Raw genomic sequence first — 17,430 nt, forward strand, 5'->3', positions numbered from 1 at the left:
TGCGAACCATGACGCCGGACCTTCTCTCCAGCCTGTCGCTCTCGACGCCCGAGCTGATCCTTGCCATCGGCGCGCTCGCGCTGCTGATGGTTGGGGCCTATTCGCGTTCCAACACCGCCAGTACGGTGACCGGCCTTGCCGTGGCCGTGCTGGTGATCGCGGGCGCCTGGCTGATCTTTCACGCAGGGCAGGGCAGCGCCTATGGCCACGCCTTCATCCAGGACTCCTTCGCCCGCTTCATGAAGGTGCTGGCCCTGGTCGGTTCGGCGGTGACGCTCATCATGTCGATGCGCTTTGCCAAGGCGGAGCGTTTCGACAAGTTCGAATATCCGGTGCTGATCCTGCTTTGCACGCTCGGCATGATGCTGATGATCTCGGCCAACGGCATGATCGGGCTCTATCTCGGCCTCGAACTGCAGTCGCTGGCGATCTATGTGCTGGCGGCGATCAACCGCGACAATCTGCGTTCGACCGAAGCCGGCTTGAAATATTTCGTCCTCGGCGCGCTGTCCTCGGGCATGCTGCTCTACGGCATCAGCCTGGTCTACGGTTACACCGGCAACACCGGCTTCCAGGAGATCGCCACCGCGCTGGGCGGCGGCGAGCGCCAGCTTGGCCTCGTCTTCGGCCTCGTCTTCGTGCTGGCCGGACTTGCCTTCAAGATCTCGGCGGTGCCGTTCCACATGTGGACGCCGGACGTCTATGAGGGCGCGCCGACCCCGGTGACGGCTTTCCTGGCGGCGGCCCCCAAAATGGCGGCGATGGCGCTGATCGTGCGCGTCACCATGGGCGCGTTCAAGCCGATCGCTTCCGACTGGCAGCAGATCATCGTCTTCATCTCGATCGCCTCGATGGCGCTTGGCGCCTTCGCCGCCATTGGCCAGACCAACATCAAGCGGCTGATGGCCTATTCCTCGATCGGCCATATGGGCTACGCGCTGGTCGGCCTTGCAGCCAACAGCCAGGCCGGCGTGCGCGGCGTCGCCATCTATATGCTGATCTACCTGGTGATGACGCTCGGCACCTTTGCCTTCATCCTCGCCATGCGGCGCAAGGAAGGCAATGTCGAACAGATCAGCGATCTCGCCGGCCTGGCGTCGACCAACCCGGTCATGGCGACGATCCTGACCATCCTGATGTTCTCGCTGGCCGGCATCCCGCCGCTCGCCGGCTTCTGGGGAAAGTGGTACGTCTTCCTCGCCGCCATCAACGCCAATCTCTATGCGCTGGCGATCATCGGCGTGCTGGCCTCGGTGGTGGGCGCCTACTATTATCTGCGCATCATCAAGATCATGTGGTTCGACGAGCCGGTCGGCGGCTTCGTGCCGATGGCCAGCGAATTGCGTGTCGTGCTCGGCGTCAGTGGCGCCTTCGTGCTGTTCTATGTGCTGATCGGCGGGCCGATCGGCACCTATGCCGAAGCCGCCGCCAAGACATTTTTCTGACGGGATGGCATTTCGGCTGGCTCCAACCTCGGCGTCGGAAGGGTTCCGGCTCGAGGCGCATGACAGTGTCGGCTCCACCAACGCGCTGGCGCTGGACCATGCCCGCGCCGGCGACCCCGGCAAGCTCTGGGTCGTTTCCAAGAAGCAGGAAAGCGGGCGCGGCCGGCGTGGCCGGGCCTGGGCAACGCCGGAAGGCAATCTGGCGGCGACGCTGCTCGTCATCACCGGCGGCGAACTGCGCCTTGCCGCGACGCTCGGTTTCGTCGCCGGGCTGGCACTGGCCGACGCGCTCGACGCGGTGGTGCCGAAGGGCCGCATTTCCGTAGGCCTCGACGGCGCGAGCCAGGGACAGAACCGCTTCGAGCTGAAATGGCCGAACGATGTGCTGGCGTCCGGGGCCAAGCTGGCCGGCATCCTGCTGGAGTCGGCAATGCTCGACGGTGGCCGCTTCGCGGTGGCGGTCGGCATCGGCGTCAATGTGGTGGCGCACCCGCAGGATTTGCCCTATCCCGCGACATCGCTTCATGCATTGGGCGCTGCCTGCGATGCCGAGACGCTTTTTCTGGCGCTGTCGGATGCCTGGAGCGAGAATGCCCGCCTTTGGGACGAAGGACGAGGCCTTGCCGCGATCAGAAAGCGCTGGCTGGCCCGTGCCGCGGGCCTTGGCGGCGAGGTTGCTGTCAGAATTGACGGTAATGTGGTGCGTGGCGTGTTCGAGACCATTGACGAGGACTGCCGTTTCGTGATCCGCGACGATGAGGGGGCTGTTCTGACGGTCGCCGCCGGCGATGTTCATTTCGGTGCGGTCGCTTCCGCGCGGGTTTAGTTTTGTTTTTTGGGCAATTCCGGACTGAAAACCGTTAGACACCTTTGCCGGAATTGCTTTAACGGCTTGGCCTGAGGGCCAGGAAGGGAAAAATCATGGCGAAAGCGGACAACGCCGAACTCGTCTTCGTGCCGCTCGGCGGTGTTGGCGAGATCGGCATGAACTTCGCCCTCTACGGCTACGGCCCGCCGAGCGCGCGCGAGTGGATCGTCATCGATGTCGGCGTCACCTTTCCCGACGCGGCGCATCCGGGCGTCGACCTGATCCTGCCCGACACGCGCTTCATCGAGGAGAACCTCGCCAATCTGCGCGGCATCATCATCACCCACGCGCATGAGGACCATTACGGCGCGCTGCTCGACACCTGGCCGAGGCTGAAGGCGCCGGTCTGGATGACGCCGTTCAGCGCCGGCCTGCTGGAAGCCAAGCGGCAGGGCGAGCAGGGCGCGCCGAAAATCCCGCTGACGATCTACCGGGCGGGCGAAAAGTTCACCGTCGGTCCCTTCGAGATCGAAGCCATTCCGGTGGCGCACTCGATTCCCGAACCCATGTCGCTGGCGATCACGTCGCCTGCCGGCACCGTCATCCATACCGGCGACTGGAAGATCGATCCGGAACCGACGATTGGACCCAAGACCGACGAGGCGCGGTTCCGCGCCTATGGCGACAAGGGCGTGCTGGCGCTGATCTGCGATTCGACCAATGCGCTGCGTGAAGGCGAGTCGCCTTCGGAAGTGGCGGTGGGCGAGGGCCTGAAAGGCGTCATCCAGGCCGCCAAGGGCCGCGTCGCCGTCACCACCTTCTCCTCCAATGTCGGACGTATCGTCTCGATCGCCAGGGCAGCGCGCGATGCTGGCCGCCAGTGCCTGGTGCTCGGCCGCTCGCTGAAGCGCGTCATCGATGTGGCTGACGAGCTTGGTTATATGGACGGGCTGCCGGAGTTCATCGCCGAGGAAGATTTCGGCTTCATCCCGCGCGAGAACCTGGTCATCATCTGCACCGGCAGCCAGGGCGAGCCGCTGGCGGCGCTGGCGAAACTGTCGCGCGAGGAGATGAAATCGGTGTCGCTGACGGCGGGCGACACGGTGGTGTTTTCCTCGCGCACCATTCCCGGCAACGAGAAGGCGATCCTCGAAATCAAGAACCGCCTGATCGATCTCGGCATCAAGATCATCGAGGACGGCGACGCACTGGTACACGTCTCCGGCCACCCGCGACGCAGTGAACTGCGCAAGATGTACGAATGGGTGCGTCCGCAGATCGGCGTTCCCGTGCATGGCGAGGCCGCGCATCTGGTGGCGCAGGGTTCGCTGATGTCGACCTCTGGCATCGGCCAGGTGGCGCAGGTGCGCGACGGCGACATGCTGCGGCTCGCGCCAGGTCCCGCCACCATCATCGACCAGGTGCCGTTCGGCCGCGTCTACAAGGACGGCAATCTGATCGGCAGCGATCAGGCGATGGGTATTCGCGACCGGCGCAAATTGTCCTTTGCCGGTCATGTCGCGGTCAATGTCGTGCTCGACGAGAAGTACGAGCTGGCCGGCGATCCCGATCTGGTGGCAATCGGCGTCGCCGAGGCCGATGCCCGAGGCGAGACGCTCGAGGACCTGATGATAGATGCGGCCGTCGGCGCGGTCGAGTCGATTCCCCGTCAGCGCCGCAAGGACCTCGACCTCGTGCAGGAGGCGGTGCGCCGCGCGGTGCGCGGCGCGGCCAACGAAGCCTGGGGCAAGAAACCGCTGGTGACGGTTTTCGTCACCCGCTGAAGGCGGCGGCGGCTGGTCAGACGTTCAGCTGGTAGCTGACCGGAATCCAGCGAAAGGACCCGCCTATCCGCCCGACGTGGCCCAGGCCCGGAAACGGCATGTGATGGCCGGCGACGAGCAGGCGACGCTCGGAAGCCATGCTCAGCAGCCGCTTGCGGGTCTCGATTGCCTTTTCCTTGTCGTCGTCGAAATCCGCATGCCACTCCGGACGCTGGATGGACACGACATAGTGCAGGAAAGCGTCCGACCAGATCAGCAATTGCTGTCCGCTGCTTTCGACCAGGAATGCCAAGAGCCCGGGAGAGTGACCGGCCGCGTCGATGGCAGTGATGCCCGGCACCACTACGTCTCCAGGCGCGATGAATGTCGCGCGGTCGGCCAGGCCGGTGCAAATCCGCCTGAACAGATCACGGTTGGCCAACCTGGCCGGGCGCACCGCATTTCCTTCGGTCCAGAAGGCGAATTCGGCCGCGCCGAATACGTATCGCGCTCGGCTGAAGACAGGTTGGTCATTCCTGACCAGCCCGCCAATGTGGTCCGGATGCCCGTGCGTGATGACCACCACGTTGATGTCATCGGGGCCGAGCCCGAGGGTTTGCAGGCAGTCCGGGAGTGAACCGCCGTCATCTCCGCAGCCAGTGTCGAACAGGATCTTTTCGGAACCGGTGTCGATCAGCGTCGGGATGAAGCAATGCTCGTAGCGATCCTGGTCGATGAAGTTCGAGGCCGCGAGTTCGAGCACCGCCGCCGGCGGCTGTCCGGCCGCGATGGCCGATGCGAGCTCGTCTCTGATGTCGACGGCATCGAGCAAGGCGGCAACTTTGAACGACCCGAGATCGAAGGTAAAAACACGGGGGCGGGCAGAGCTGATTCCAGACATTGCCGTTTGTACTTCGCCGATATCGGTTGGAACAGGTGCGACAGTGCGCGCTTCCCGAATGGCTGTTGATCGCGGCTGATTTAACGTATGACGCCAGTCATTGGATCTGGGAGAAAGAAGCTCGCACATGCTCGGACGGCTGAACCATGTCGCGCTTGCGGTGCCGGATCTGGCTGCCGCCATTGCAGCTTACCGCAACACGCTCGGCGCCGAACTGACCGAGCCGCAGGCTTTGTCGGAGCATGGTGTCACCGTGGTGTTCGTCAATGTCGGCAACACCAAGATCGAATTGCTGGAGCCGCTTGGCGAGGGCTCGCCGATCGCGGCATTCCTGGCAAAGAACCCGTCAGGAGGTATGCATCATCTCTGCTACGAGGTCGACGACATCCTGGCGGCGCGCGACCAGCTCAAGGCCGCCGGCGCCCGCGTGCTTGGCGACGGCAATCCCCAGATCGGTGCGCATGGCAAGCCGGTGTTGTTCCTGCATCCGAAGGATTTCTTCGGTACGCTGATCGAACTGGAGCAATCATGAGCTGGGTCTCGTTCACCGCCCTGTTTTTCGCGACCTGGTGGGTGGTGCTGTTTGCCGTTCTGCCGTTCAGCGTCAAGACGCAGGACGATGATCACGACGTGACGCTGGGCACGGTTCCGAGCGCGCCGCGCGGGCCGCATATGTTGCGTGCCGTGATCCGCACCACCATCGCGACGGCGATCCTGATGGGCATTTTCTACGGTCTGACGCACGGGCTGGGATACAGCCTCAACGACATCCCGCACATCGTGCCGGATTTCGGCCAGACCCCAGCGAAGTAGAGAGCCGGCAAGTCCTTTCGACCACATCGAGCATCGGATGCTGATTGGGATGCTGCCGCGTTTTCGCCGCCGAACGTCTGGTGACGTAAGGTCACGCAACCTTGCAACTTGCGGCGCTAACCAGATGATTGCACAAAAAAAATGCAAGGCACGAGGCCTTGCAATTAAACGCGTCCGATCTGTTTCCGTTATCCGGCGGCAGCGAGTAACCGCGCCTAGATCGCATCCTCCCAAGACTTTGACCGCGTAGGAGGGCAGATTTTTCTCCGCCCTCTCGGTTATCGGGGCACATTAGCCCAACGGAAATGAAAATGTCACGAAGAATTTTGCCTTGAAACGGGCATTCTCGTGTTGCACTGCACAATAGTGCGGCAGGCTTTGCTTTTGAAACGAACAGGCGAGTTCGACAGAGCCTTTGCGGCATGTTCGCAATTGACGCGCGCAAAGAATTGGCGGCTAGACCCGAAGACGTTCGGCGCGTTCCATTGTCGGCGCCGACTGATCCGGAAGCGAGGGATTCCGGGCCGGAAGGGGGTGATGTATAGGGATGGCCGGGTTTCCATTCCGTCATGAAATCGCTATGAAGCCGGGGCAAGCAAGCCTGCGCCGCGCCGATTCTGGCGTGGCCATTCTCATTCACGGACCAGTCCATGCGTTTGTCGCGCTATTTCCTGCCTATCCTCAAAGAAAATCCGCGCGAGGCCGAAATCGTCTCGCATCGGTTGATGCTACGCGCCGGCATGATCCGCCAGCAGGGGCAGGGCAGTTTTTCCTGGCTGCCGCTGGGCAAGCGGGTGCTGGACAAGGTCTGCAAGATCATCCGCGAGGAGCAGAACCGCGCCGGCGCGCTGGAGATTCTCATGCCGACCATCCAGTCGGCCGATCTGTGGCGCGAGAGCGGGCGCTACAACGACTATGGCAAGGAGATGCTGCGCATCAAGGACCGCCAGGACCGCGACATGCTCTACGGACCGACCAACGAGGAGATGGTCACCGAGATTTTTCGCGCTTACGTCAAGTCCTACAAGGACCTGCCGCTCAACCTCTACCATATCCAGTGGAAGTTCCGTGACGAGGTGCGGCCGCGCTTCGGCGTGATGCGTTCGCGCGAATTCCTGATGAAGGACGCCTATTCCTTCGATCTCGACTTCGAGGGCGCGCGAGCCGCCTATAACAGGATGTTCGTCTCCTATCTCCGGACCTTCACCCGCATGGGCCTGCAGGCAATCCCGATGCGGGCCGACACCGGGCCGATCGGCGGCGATCTCAGCCACGAATTCATCATCCTGGCCGACACAGGCGAGAGCCAGGTCTTCTGCCATCGCGATTATCTGTCGCTTGCCGTGCCCGGCGCGAACACCGACTTCGCCAATGACGGCGAAATTGCCGATATCGTCAAGACGTGGACGACGCCTTACGCCGCGACCGACGAGATGCATGACGAGGCGGCCTGGGAGAAGGTTCCGACAGGCGACCGGGTCTCGGCGCGCGGCATCGAGGTCGGCCATATCTTCCACTTCGGCGAGAAATACTCCAAGCCGATGGGCGCCAAGGTGACCGGGCCCGACGGCAAGGATCATTTCGCCTCGGGCGGCTCCTACGGCATCGGCCCGTCGCGGCTGGTCGCGGCGATCATCGAGGCCAGCCACGACGAGAATGGCATCATCTGGCCCGAAGCGGTGGCGCCGTTCGATATCGGCCTGATCAACATGAAGGCGGGCGACGCCGACTGCGATCGCGTCTGCGACGAACTCAATGCCGCCTTCACCGCCGCCGGCAAGGATGTGCTTTACGACGATACCGACCAGCGGCCGGGCGGCAAATTCGCCACCGCCGACCTGATCGGCCTGCCCTGGCAAGTGATCGTCGGACCGCGCGGCGTGGCCGCCGGCGAGATCGAGATCAAGAATCGCAAGAGCGGCGAGCGCGTGACGCTGCCGATAGCCGACGCGAAAAAACGCTTCGGTGTCGCCGCATGAGCGAGGCGGCGGCAGCGAGATCGGCCGGCGCCGGCCCTTTTTCCATCTTCGAACGCACGGTTGCGTGGCGCTATTTGCGTTCGCGGCGCAAGGAGACGGTGATCTCGGTGATCGCCTCGATCTCCTTCCTCGGCATCATGCTGGGCGTTGCCACGCTGATCGTGGTGATGGCCGTGATGAACGGGTTCCGCGCCGAGCTTTTGACGCGCATTCTCGGCGTCAATGGCCATCTGATCGTGCAACCGCTCGATTCGCCGCTCGAGGACTATGCCCAGGTCGCCAGCCGCATCAACGGTGTGGCCGGGGTCAAATACGCCATTCCGCTGATCGATGGCCAGGTGCTGGCGCAAGGCAATGTCGGCGGCGGCAGCGGCGCGCTGGTTCGCGGCATCCGGGGTGAAGACCTCGGCAAGATCGCCATCGTTGCCAGCAACATCAAACAAGGCTCGCTCGACGGCTTCGATACGGGCGACGGTGTCGCCATCGGCAAGCGGATGGCCGAGAATCTTGGCCTGACGCTCGGCGATACCATCACCTTGATCTCGCCGGACGGCGATGTGACGCCGCTCGGCACCACGCCGCGCATGAAGGGTTACAAGATCGCGGCGATCTTCGAAGTCGGCATGTCGGAGTATGACAGCTCCATCGTCTACATGCCGTTCTCCGAGGCGCAGCTCTATTTCAACATGGACGGCCGGGCGCAGACCATCGAGATCTATGTCGACAATCCCGATGATGTCGACGCGCTGAAGCCGAAGGTGGAGGAGGCGGCACAACGCCCCATCGACCTGGTCGACTGGCGCCAGCGCAACGAGACCTTCTTTTCTGCCCTGCAGGTCGAGCGCAACGTGATGTTCATGATCCTGACGCTGATCGTGCTGGTGGCGGCGCTCAACATCATTTCCGGACTGATCATGCTGGTGAAGGACAAGGGGCATGATATCGCCATCCTGCGCACCATGGGCGCCTCGCGCGGCGCCATCCTGCGTATCTTCCTGATGACGGGTGCGGCGATCGGCGTGACGGGCACGCTCGCCGGCGTGCTGCTCGGCGTCTTGATCTGCACCAACATCGAATCGATCCGCCAGTTCTTCTCCTGGATGACCGGCAAGGTGCTGTTCAATCCGGAGCTCTATTTCCTCAGCCAGTTGCCGGCCAAGATGGATCCGCGCGAGACGACCTATGTCATCATAATGGCGCTGGCGCTGTCCTTCCTGGCAACAGTGTTTCCAGCGTGGCGGGCGGCCCGCCTCGATCCGGTCGAAGCCTTGAGGTACGAGTAGTGGCCGAGGTCATTATCGAGCTGAAGAGCGTCGAGCGGCACTACGTCCAGGGGCCGCGCAAGCTCACCATCCTGAACGGCGCCGACTTCTCGCTGCGGCGCGGTGAGATGGTGGCGCTGGTGGCCCCGTCGGGCACCGGCAAGTCGACGCTGCTCCACACGGCGGGCCTGCTGGAGCGTCCTGACGCCGGAGACGTGATCCTGTCCGGACGCGCCTGTGGCCGGCTGTCCGATGACGAGCGCACCTCGATCCGCCGCAACGATGTCGGCTTCGTCTACCAGTTCCATCATCTGTTGCCGGAGTTTTCCGCGCTGGAAAACATCATGATGCCGCAGCTCATCAAGGGGCTGCCGCGCAAGGAAGCGGGCGAGCGCGCGGCGCAACTGCTCGACTACATGCAGATCGGCAAGCGGGCGTCGCACCGGCCATCCGAGCTGTCCGGCGGCGAGCAGCAGCGCGTCGCCATTGCACGCGCGGTCGCCAATGCGCCGCTGGTGCTGCTCGCCGACGAGCCGACCGGCAACCTCGACCCGGTCACCGCTTCCTACGTCTTCGAGGCGCTGGAGGCGCTGGTGCGGCAATCGGGGCTCGCCGCGCTGATCGCTACCCACAATCATGAACTGGCATCGCGCATGGACCGGCGTGTCACGCTGGCCGACGGCAAGGTGGTGCCGCTGTAAGGAACGGTTCTCGCCTGGAATGTACCGCGCGGGGGTAGCTTAGAATCGCCAGTGAGCGTTCATTGCGATCAGAGTGGACGATATCGCGCTCGTCGCCAGGATGAACAACCAGATTACAAGGTTGCGAGAGAGGCGTCGCCGGCGGCCTTGTCGCATGCGCTTTCGCCAACGGTCACCTTGATTCGCGCCTCCGTACTTCCCCATATCCATCGCCCGGCAGTGCCCCAGCCCAAGAATTATTGCTTCGGCCGCGCTTTAATACAAGCGCGCTAATCCTGATCTCCAGGACTGGAAGCCTACGCCGCCGCGCTTTCAGCATCGTCTCGTGGCGAACGATTAACCTTTCGCTAACCGTGCAAAATTCCCCGCCTATCGCTCTAACCCCTAGCGATTGACATTGGAACAAAATTAGAACAAATTGGAAACATATCCACAACAGGAGAGAGTTATGACCGATCTGGTTCAGGATGTCATCTCGCTGGTTTGCATGAGTGCGTTTCTTGTTTCCATGGCGATCTGGATCGGAGCCATGTGAGTTGGCGGCGGCTGCCGTCGCTGTTTCCCGATGGCCCTAAGCCGCTCCGCCGTTAAGCTTTTCTTGCCGCCGCGACGTTAGGGTGCGTCTCCAGGCAGGGAGCAACGTCCAAGGTGTCGCCCATCGTCACGGCCATTCTCGTGGCCAGCAATCTCGGACTGATCTTTCTTTTGATGACCGTGCCGCTTGGTTTGCGCACGGTCCGGTCCAGCCGCATCGTGGCAATGGACCGGCAGCGCCTGTGGCAGGCGCTGTGGCCGCTTGGCAGCGATGCCGGCTGGTCCGGCGAGATCCTGTCGGCGCAGCCGCTGGACGAAGAGGGCGTGGCTCGCATCATGCTGTCGTGGGAAGGCCGCGACGGCAAGCCGATAGAGCGCAGGGCGCGGTTTGAAGATGTCGTCGAGGGCAGCCGCTTCTCGATGCGGGTGATCGAGGATACCGCGCTCGATGGCTCGTTCTGGAAGGATTATGGCGAGACCGCCGAGCTGGTTTCGGAGGGCAGCGGCACACGCGTGACGCTCAGCCGGACCGACCGGTATCGCGGCGTCGCCTTCCTGGTGTTCCGCTACTTCGCCATGCGCCGCGAGCTTTCCAAGCTGCAGCATTGGGCAAGGACCGGGCAATACCGCAAGGGCGGCTGGTTCGAGCATCCGCTGAGCCAGGTCGGCTTTGCCGTGCTGTCGGCATTGATGCTGTGGCCGTTCTTCGGCCTTCACCTCGGCGGGCTGGCGCTGGCCGCGATCCTAACGTCGGTGGTGGCATTGCACGAACTCGGCCACATGGCGGCGTTCCGGTTGACGGGCCATCGCAGGGCGCGGATGATCTTCATCCCGCTGCTTGGCGGCATCGCCATTGGCGGACGACCCTACAACAGCCGTTTCGAAGTGGCCTTCGTGGCGTTGATGGGGGCGGGGTTCTCCGCCTTCCTGGTGCCGATCGTCATCGCCGCCAGCGTGCTTGCCGGCAACGAGGGTCACAAGGCTGCCGCCGCGCTGCTGGCCGCCCTCGCAGGTTGTGCTGCCCTGTTCAACATCGCCAATCTGGTGCCGGTGTGGAAATTCGACGGCGGCCAGGTGCTGCGCCAGATCTGCCCGGGGCCGGTCGTCCTGGCGCTGGCCTCCTTCTCGCTGCTTTCGGCCTTTCTGGCGCTTGGCTGGCGGGCTGGTTTTTCCTCGGGCTTCCTGCTGGCGGCCGGTGCGGTGTTTTCGATCCTCAGCCTGCTCACCGTCGGCAGCGGGGTGAAGCCGCGTCACGAACTGGAGCCGATCGGCACCCTCGACCGGTTCGTCATCGCAGGCGCCTTGCTGGCGGTGTTCGCCATCCATGGCTGCGGCGTGCTATGGGCTTCCGCCCAACTGATCTAAGGGCGCTCGGAACCCCACAGTTTTCGACTCGGCTGGCCTGAATCTCAATACAGCTTAAGCAGTTCCCGGACCGACAGGGTCAGCCGGCCTTGCGCGAAGCTTCGGCGGACAAGGCCGTCGCGGGACCGAACACGTCCTCGAAAGCGGATTTCAGTGCCTGGTCAAGATCGGCCATGGTCAGGGGCAGGCCGAGGTCGACGAGGCTGGTGACGCCGTGGTCCTGCACGCCGCAAGGTACAATGCCGCCGAAATGGGCGAGGTCCGGCTCGACATTGATGGCGATGCCGTGAAAGCTCACCCAGCGCCGCAGCCGGATGCCGATCGCCGCGATCTTGTCCTCGGCCGGCGCACCGTCCCGCAGCGTAGGGCGATCGGGCCGCACCACCCAGACACCGACCCGGTCCTCGCGGCGCTCGCCGCGCACGTTGAAGGCGGCGAGCGTGCCGATGATCCATTGTTCGAGCGCGGCAACGAAGGCGCGCACGTCCTCGCGCCGACGCTTCAGGTCGAGCATGACATAGGCAACCCGCTGGCCGGGCCCATGATAGGTGTATTCGCCGCCGCGTCCCGCCGAAAAGACCGGAAAGCGGTCCGGCTCGATCAGGTCCTCGATGCGGGCGCTGGTGCCGGCGGTGTAGAGCGGCGGATGTTCGACCAGCCAGACCATCTCGCCGGCAGCTCCGCTGCGGATCGCCTCGGCGCGCGCCTCCATGAAGGCAAGCGCGTCGGGATAGGCGGTAAGGCCGGGTTCGACCAGCCATTCGACCGGCGCCGAACCGGACAAGGGCAGGAACGACGTGGCGATCTGGCTGCGTTCAGTCATGACGTATCGCTTTGCTTATCCATGTCACGGCCCCAAAACCGCCTTGCACTTTTGGGCGACATGCCTTTGGCCTCCATATGGCGATATCGGGCGCAAACGTCCAGTTCGGGATGCTCATTGCAATCCTGTGGAACGTTATCCCAATTGCCTGACATTATTGCTCGCCACGCACTTGTTTCGCCGGAAACGATTTGCTACACGCCGCGAGCCGGTCGGTTCCGGCTCCTACCACGTGCGGTCGTGGCGGAATTGGTAGACGCGCAGCGTTGAGGTCGCTGTGGGGCAACCCGTGGAAGTTCGAGTCTTCTCGACCGCACCAGTATTCCTGAGGCAAGCCTTCGGACGTCTTGAAATGACCTCCTGCAATCTGGCGATCATCAGATCCTGAGTATGGCGCCGGCCTGCTATAAGGGCCGGATCTCGGTTCCACTCGGCAGATCAAAGGTCACGACGAGGCCGCTTGGCTGGTTGTCGTGCAACTCGATCTTGCCGCCGTGCCCCTGGATGATATCCGCTACGATGGAAAGGCCGAGCCCGAAGCCGTGCTTCGAGGCAACGCCGCGTGACATGTCCTCCTTGAAGAACGGTTCGAACACGCGCGAGCGCGCTGTCATGGAAATGCCCGGCCCGTCGGGAGGCAGTAAGAGGCCCGATGCCCGGACTATTTCAGGTGAAAATGGCTGTATGCATGAAGTGATGTTAAGTTTTGTTGCGCAATCTTGGCTTGATCTTGGCTCCGTGCGCGCCTCTAGAACGGCAAAGCGTCAGACTCGGGAATGTTTGATAGTCCCGCTCGTCAGGACGTTGGGCCGGCCTGACCGCTGTCGAGAGGGATTTTTGTCGGCCAACTAAAGTTCACCAGCGGCGGGCCGCTTCCTCAGCTGAGCTGCTAAACAAGGCTGTCGCTGTTTTGTTATTGCTCTCAGCTCGCTTGACAAAGCGATCCAGACCACGGCACGAATCGCTTCGTGGGTTTTGGCAAAGGGGAGATACCATGAAGAAGACTTATGTGAAGCCGATGTTCGTAAGGCGCGAAAAGCTGTCCGCCGTGACGGCGATAGCTTGCCCTAGCTTCGGCTGCCCGACCTAAGGGCTGGGCCGAACCGGCTTCTGCCAGATCGCCCGCCGTCGAAAGCGGGCGGGCTTCCATCGTGGCGTGAGCTTTTCGACTGTTTGGAAGGGACCGCTGGGCCGCGCATTCAGATCGCGCCGCCCCGTGCTCCGGGAACTGCCCTTAGGCAGCCTGTTCCCAGAGGTTATGCAGCCTTCTTCATCCGTGCCAGCGTATCGGCCACCTCCTCGCCGAAGGAGGACGGCGTCGGCACGATGATGACGCCGGCATGGCCCATGCGGCGGCCTTTCGGGCAGACAGGCCGATGATCTGGGCGATCGGCAATCAGCCAAGAATGATGAAGCAAGGTGACTGACGTAACTCGGCCAGCCGGCGAGCTACCCCGTCCATCCCAGCCCAGCCGAGATGCAATTAATCGACACCAGCAAGGCGTCGGTTGCCCGCTTTTGATCCGTCGTCCTTGCCCTGACATCACGCAGCAGATCGACCTGCAGCCGGTGGATGTCGTCCATCTGCCGCCGCAGGCTGTCGAAACGCCGCTTGAACATCGGAAAGCGCTCGGAAAGATCACCCCCTGTGAGGTCGCCGATCAGGCGTCGCGTCAACTCGTACTCCCCGGCGATGCGGGCATAGATTCGTTTGGCGGCATCGCTGTCGGACACAAGGCCGGCGTAGAGCCGCGCGATCTCCATGTCGGCCTGGTAGAGCGTCTTCTCGGCTTCGTCGACGACCAGGCGGAAAAAGCGCGAGTGCTCGAACATGCGGGCCAGAAGGTCGCGCCCGACCTCGCCGCGCACCGCGACGAAGGCGCTCAGCGCGCTGCCGATGCCATACCAGCCGGTCAACAGATGACGGTTCTGGCTCCAGGCGAACACCCATGGAATGGCGCGCAGGTCGGCGATGCCGTTGGCGCCGAAACGGCGATCCGGCCGTGAGCCCATTTTCAGGAGCGCCAGTTCCGCGACCGGGCTCGCCTGGTTGAAATAATCGAGGAAGCCGGGCTCGGCCATCAGCGTGGCATAGGATGCCTGCGACATACCGGCGAGCGCCTCGAGCGCTTCGTCGAACTCCGGCGTCTCCTTCGTCTCGGCATCGCCCGGCGATCCGACGCTGTGGGCCAGAACGGCGGCGGCGAGGATCTCGAGCTGGTTGAGGCCGGTGCCGCGATTGGCGAATTTCGACGATACAACCTCGCCTTGCTCGGTCACCCGCATGGTGCCGGCGACGGTGCCTTGCGGCTGCGCCGCGATCGCCCGGCCGGTCGGCGCGCCGCCACGGCTGACGGAGCCGCCGCGGCCGTGAAAGAAACTGATCCCAACCTTGTGCTTGCGCCCGACGGCAGCGAGCCGCTTCTGCGCTTTGGCCAGTTCCCAATTGGAGGCGAGGAAGCCGCCGTCCTTGTTGGAATCGGAATAGCCGACCATGATTTCCTGGCGCGCGCCGAAATCGCGCACCGTGCGCCTCACCAGCGAGACGTCGAGCAATCCGTTCAATATGCCAGGGGCGGCCTGCAGGTCGGCGATGGTCTCGAACAAGGGCACGATCCGCAGCCTGATTGTGCCGCCGGCGGGCGCGGTCGAAAGTCCGCAATATTGCGCCAGCAGATAGACCGCGAGCAGATCGTCGGCGGAGCGGGTCATCGAGAGAACGAAAGAGCCGACAGCGTCGGGATCAGAGCTGGAGATGTGCCTGGCGATGACGGAGAATGTCGAAAGCAGTTCGCCTGCTTCAGCCGAGAGCCGCCCAGCGTCTATCTCCAGCCGCTCGCCCTCGCTGATGGCTTTGCGAATGCGCGCCGACCATTGCGGCGTGCCAGCCGCCACCGGATCGGCGGGGTTCGTCAGCGCAAACAGCTCGGCCAGCACGCGGTTGACGACCGTGGAGTTCTGCCTGAGGTCGAGCGAGACGGTGCGGAAGCCGAAGCTGCCGACCTGCCAGAGCAGAGGCTGGACGAAACGCCTGGCCACCGCGCGCCCGCCGATTGCTTCGAGAACGCTCGACAGCCCCTCCAGATCGGCACGAAACGCGCCCGCCGACGGGTACGCCGCCGCACCGCCGTCCCGTGTCGTCTCCAGCCGGGCAAGCAGGGCCGAAGCGAATTGGCGGAGCGGTTCGTCAGGGTTGCGGGTGGTGATCCCATCGGCCTGTCGGCTTTTATCAAGCGCCGTTTGCAGCACCGGCTTGAAGCTCGCCGGCAGGTCGATGACGTTTGAGCTGGCGCTCAGCACCGTCACCAGCCGCTGCATCTGCGCCAGATACCAGCCTATGGCCGTATCGCGGTATTCGGCCAGGGCATGGGCGGTGACGGCGGCCGTCACATTCGGGTTGCCGTCGCGATCGCCGCCGATCCACGAGGCATAGCGCATGAAGGAGGGGATTCTGATCGGCGCGGCCGGATAGTGACGCTCGAGGGCGCCTTCCAGCTTGCCATAGAGCTGCGGCGTTGCCTCGAAGATGACTTCACGAAAGAAATGCAGGCCCCAGGCGATTTCGCGTTCGACCGTCGGGCGCTCCAGCCGCAGCTCGCCCGTCATCCACAGAAGCTCGATCTCGCTTTCCAGATCGGCGACCAGCAGGTCGCGTTCGCGCGGCGCCCAGCGCGGCTGGTCGAGTTCGGTCAGCTTGCGGTAGATACGGCGATGGATCTCCAGCACCGTGACGCGTTTGGCCTCCGTCGGGTGCGCGGTCATGGTCGGGCCGACGCAGAGTTCGTCGAGCCTGGCCTGGACCTGCTCCGCCGAATGGCCGTTCGCCGCCATCCGCGCGATCACGCTAGCGAAGGAGCCGGGCACGTCGTCGACACCGGTGCCTTGTTCGAGTTCGCGGCGCGCCCGCATGGCGAGCAACTCGTCGGCAATGGCGAGCAGCTGGAACCAGACGCCGCTCGCCTGAAGCGCCGGGATGCGCTGCTCCGCGGCAAGCGAGACAAGCGACCGACGTCCGGTCAGAACGGCGGCGATCTCCGGCTCCCGCGCGCTTGCGACCTGAAGCAGCAGGCGCAACAAGAGGCTGCGCTCGTCCTCCCGAAATTTGATGCGTCTGCTCTGTTCCAAACGCTTCAAGCCGCCTTCTTCGTTCGCTCCAAAGTCTCGGCCACGACGTCGCCGAAGGACGACGGCGTCGGCACGATGATGACGCCGGCCTCTTTCAGGATCTCGACCTTCTCCTGCGCGGACTCACCGAAAGCCGAGATGATGGCGCCGGCATGGCCCATGCGGCGGCCTTTCGGGGCGGAAAGCCCGGCAATGTAGGCGATCAGCGGCTTCCTCATATTGTCGCGCGCCCAGATCGCGGCTTCGGCTTCCTGCGGTCCGCCGATCTCGCCGATCATCACCACGGCGTCGGTCTCGTCGTCCTGCTCGAACAGCTTCAGAACGTCCTTGAAGGAGGAGCCGTTGATCGGATCGCCACCGATGCCGACGCTGGTCGAGACGCCGATGCCGAGCGCCTTCATCTGCGAGGCGGCCTCGTAGCCCAGCGTGCCCGACCGCCCGACGATGCCGACGCGGCCGGGAAGGTAGATCGAGCCGGGCATGATGCCCATCAGCGCCTGTCCCGGCGTGATGATGCCGGCGCAGTTCGGCCCGACCAGCCGCATGCGGTCCTCGAAGCGGTAGCGGCGCATGTAGCGCTTGACCTGCATCATGTCCTGCGAGGGGATGCCGTCGGTGATGCAGACGCAGAGTTTTATTCCCGCGTCCGCGGCCTCCATGATCGAATCGGCGGCGAAGGGCGGTGGCACGAAGACGATGCTGGCCTCGGCACGGGTTTCGCGCACCGCGCCCTTGACGGTGTTGAAGATCGGCAGGCCAAGATGCGTCTGGCCGCCCTTGCCGGGGGTGACGCCGCCGACGAGCTTGGTGCCGTAGCGCTTCATGTCCTCGGCATGGAAGCTGCCGATCTTGCCTGTGAAACCTTGCACGATGACGCGCGTGCTGCGGTTGAGCAGGATTGCCATTTTTCT

Annotated in this window: 14 protein-coding genes, 1 tRNA gene and 1 pseudogene; 10 read left to right on the forward strand and 6 right to left on the reverse strand. The window is 63.7% G+C overall.

Annotated elements, in window-relative coordinates; genetic code table 11:
- Positions 1 to 8: 8 nt before the first annotated feature.
- From nuoN to EN808_RS09835, 3 genes are all read left to right on the forward strand, one after another.
- Positions 9 to 1,445, forward strand: coding sequence for an NADH-quinone oxidoreductase subunit NuoN (gene nuoN, locus EN808_RS09825; protein WP_135866586.1), 1,437 nt, complete (start codon positions 9 to 11; stop codon positions 1,443 to 1,445).
- A 4-nt stretch (positions 1,446 to 1,449) separates the two neighbouring features.
- A complete protein-coding gene (locus EN808_RS09830; RefSeq protein ID WP_127276492.1) occupies positions 1,450 to 2,271 on the forward strand; it encodes a biotin--[acetyl-CoA-carboxylase] ligase in 822 nt (273 codons plus the stop codon).
- A gap of 95 nt (positions 2,272 to 2,366) precedes the next feature.
- Positions 2,367 to 4,037, forward strand: coding sequence for a ribonuclease J (locus tag EN808_RS09835; RefSeq protein ID WP_135915674.1), 1,671 nt, complete (start codon positions 2,367 to 2,369; stop codon positions 4,035 to 4,037).
- 16 nt (positions 4,038 to 4,053) lie between these two features.
- Here EN808_RS09835 and EN808_RS09840 read toward each other — a convergent pair whose 3' ends face one another.
- Positions 4,054 to 5,046: an MBL fold metallo-hydrolase gene (locus tag EN808_RS09840; protein ID WP_245525052.1), complete on the reverse strand. Its 993-nt coding sequence runs from the start codon at positions 5,044 to 5,046 to the stop codon at positions 4,054 to 4,056.
- On the opposite strand from EN808_RS09840, the gene mce reads away from it, so the two are divergent.
- From mce to EN808_RS09870, 6 genes are all read left to right on the forward strand, one after another.
- Positions 5,045 to 5,449, forward strand: coding sequence for a methylmalonyl-CoA epimerase (mce, locus tag EN808_RS09845; RefSeq protein ID WP_135915675.1), 405 nt, complete (start codon positions 5,045 to 5,047; stop codon positions 5,447 to 5,449). The two genes, EN808_RS09840 and mce, sit on opposite strands and share 2 nt — an antisense overlap.
- Positions 5,446 to 5,730, forward strand: a complete 285-nt coding sequence (locus EN808_RS09850; RefSeq protein WP_127276486.1) for a DUF1467 family protein — start codon at positions 5,446 to 5,448, stop codon at positions 5,728 to 5,730. Before mce ends, EN808_RS09850 begins: the two co-directional genes overlap by 4 nt.
- A 650-nt stretch (positions 5,731 to 6,380) precedes the next feature.
- The gene (gene proS, locus EN808_RS09855; protein ID WP_127871575.1) at positions 6,381 to 7,709 is read left to right on the forward strand and encodes a proline--tRNA ligase; all 1,329 of its coding nucleotides are present in this window, start codon (positions 6,381 to 6,383) and stop codon (positions 7,707 to 7,709) included.
- Entirely contained in the window at positions 7,706 to 8,992 is a 1,287-nt protein-coding gene (locus EN808_RS09860) for a lipoprotein-releasing ABC transporter permease subunit (protein ID WP_127871574.1), read from the forward strand. Before proS ends, EN808_RS09860 begins: the two co-directional genes overlap by 4 nt.
- Positions 8,992 to 9,672 (forward strand): ABC transporter ATP-binding protein, encoded by a 681-nt coding sequence (locus EN808_RS09865; protein ID WP_135915676.1) that lies wholly within the window; start codon positions 8,992 to 8,994, stop codon positions 9,670 to 9,672. The genes EN808_RS09860 and EN808_RS09865 overlap by 1 nt, the downstream gene beginning before the upstream one ends.
- A gap of 648 nt (positions 9,673 to 10,320) precedes the next feature.
- The gene (locus EN808_RS09870; RefSeq protein WP_135915677.1) at positions 10,321 to 11,571 is read left to right on the forward strand and encodes a site-2 protease family protein; all 1,251 of its coding nucleotides are present in this window, start codon (positions 10,321 to 10,323) and stop codon (positions 11,569 to 11,571) included.
- A 79-nt stretch (positions 11,572 to 11,650) separates the two neighbouring features.
- Here the strand turns inward: EN808_RS09870 and lipB are convergent, their stop codons facing one another.
- Entirely contained in the window at positions 11,651 to 12,394 is a 744-nt protein-coding gene (gene lipB / locus EN808_RS09875; protein WP_135915678.1) for a lipoyl(octanoyl) transferase LipB, read from the reverse strand.
- Positions 12,395 to 12,628: 234 nt separating this feature from the next.
- On the opposite strand from lipB, the gene EN808_RS09880 reads away from it, so the two are divergent.
- Positions 12,629 to 12,713, forward strand: a tRNA-Leu gene (locus EN808_RS09880).
- 85 nt (positions 12,714 to 12,798) lie between these two features.
- On the opposite strand, the pseudogene EN808_RS09885 reads toward EN808_RS09880, so the two are convergent.
- The 4 genes and pseudogenes from EN808_RS09885 to sucD all read right to left on the reverse strand — a co-directional run.
- Positions 12,799 to 13,026 (reverse strand): annotated as a pseudogene (locus EN808_RS09885) (ATP-binding protein); the annotation flags it as partial.
- A gap of 624 nt (positions 13,027 to 13,650) precedes the next feature.
- Entirely contained in the window at positions 13,651 to 13,812 is a 162-nt protein-coding gene (locus EN808_RS36265; RefSeq protein ID WP_189522123.1) for a hypothetical protein, read from the reverse strand.
- Between the two features lie 31 nt (positions 13,813 to 13,843).
- A complete protein-coding gene (locus EN808_RS09890; protein ID WP_245525053.1) occupies positions 13,844 to 16,528 on the reverse strand; it encodes a phosphoenolpyruvate carboxylase in 2,685 nt (894 codons plus the stop codon).
- Positions 16,525 to 17,424, reverse strand: coding sequence for a succinate--CoA ligase subunit alpha (sucD, locus tag EN808_RS09895; protein ID WP_127871573.1), 900 nt, complete (start codon positions 17,422 to 17,424; stop codon positions 16,525 to 16,527). Before sucD ends, EN808_RS09890 begins: the two co-directional genes overlap by 4 nt.
- Between the last annotated feature and the right edge of the window lie 6 nt (positions 17,425 to 17,430).

The organism is Mesorhizobium sp. M8A.F.Ca.ET.165.01.1.1 (genome assembly GCF_004792065.1).
Classification (GTDB): Bacteria; Pseudomonadota; Alphaproteobacteria; order Rhizobiales; family Rhizobiaceae; genus Mesorhizobium.

What these genes read in the sequence shown, in the direction of transcription:
- nuoN (WP_135866586.1), top strand. Translation starts at nt 9, where the DNA reads ATGACGCCGGACCTTCTCTCCAGCCTGTCGCTCTCGACGCCCGAGCTG.
- EN808_RS09830 (WP_127276492.1), top strand. Translation starts at nt 1,450, where the DNA reads ATGGCATTTCGGCTGGCTCCAACCTCGGCGTCGGAAGGGTTCCGGCTC.
- EN808_RS09835 (WP_135915674.1), top strand. Translation starts at nt 2,367, where the DNA reads ATGGCGAAAGCGGACAACGCCGAACTCGTCTTCGTGCCGCTCGGCGGT.
- mce (WP_135915675.1), top strand. Translation starts at nt 5,045, where the DNA reads ATGCTCGGACGGCTGAACCATGTCGCGCTTGCGGTGCCGGATCTGGCT.
- EN808_RS09840 (WP_245525052.1), bottom strand. Translation starts at nt 5,046, where the DNA reads ATGTGCGAGCTTCTTTCTCCCAGATCCAATGACTGGCGTCATACGTTA.
- EN808_RS09850 (WP_127276486.1), top strand. Translation starts at nt 5,446, where the DNA reads ATGAGCTGGGTCTCGTTCACCGCCCTGTTTTTCGCGACCTGGTGGGTG.
- proS (WP_127871575.1), top strand. Translation starts at nt 6,381, where the DNA reads ATGCGTTTGTCGCGCTATTTCCTGCCTATCCTCAAAGAAAATCCGCGC.
- EN808_RS09860 (WP_127871574.1), top strand. Translation starts at nt 7,706, where the DNA reads ATGAGCGAGGCGGCGGCAGCGAGATCGGCCGGCGCCGGCCCTTTTTCC.
- lipB (WP_135915678.1), bottom strand. Translation starts at nt 12,394, where the DNA reads ATGACTGAACGCAGCCAGATCGCCACGTCGTTCCTGCCCTTGTCCGGT.
- sucD (WP_127871573.1), bottom strand. Translation starts at nt 17,424, where the DNA reads ATGGCAATCCTGCTCAACCGCAGCACGCGCGTCATCGTGCAAGGTTTC.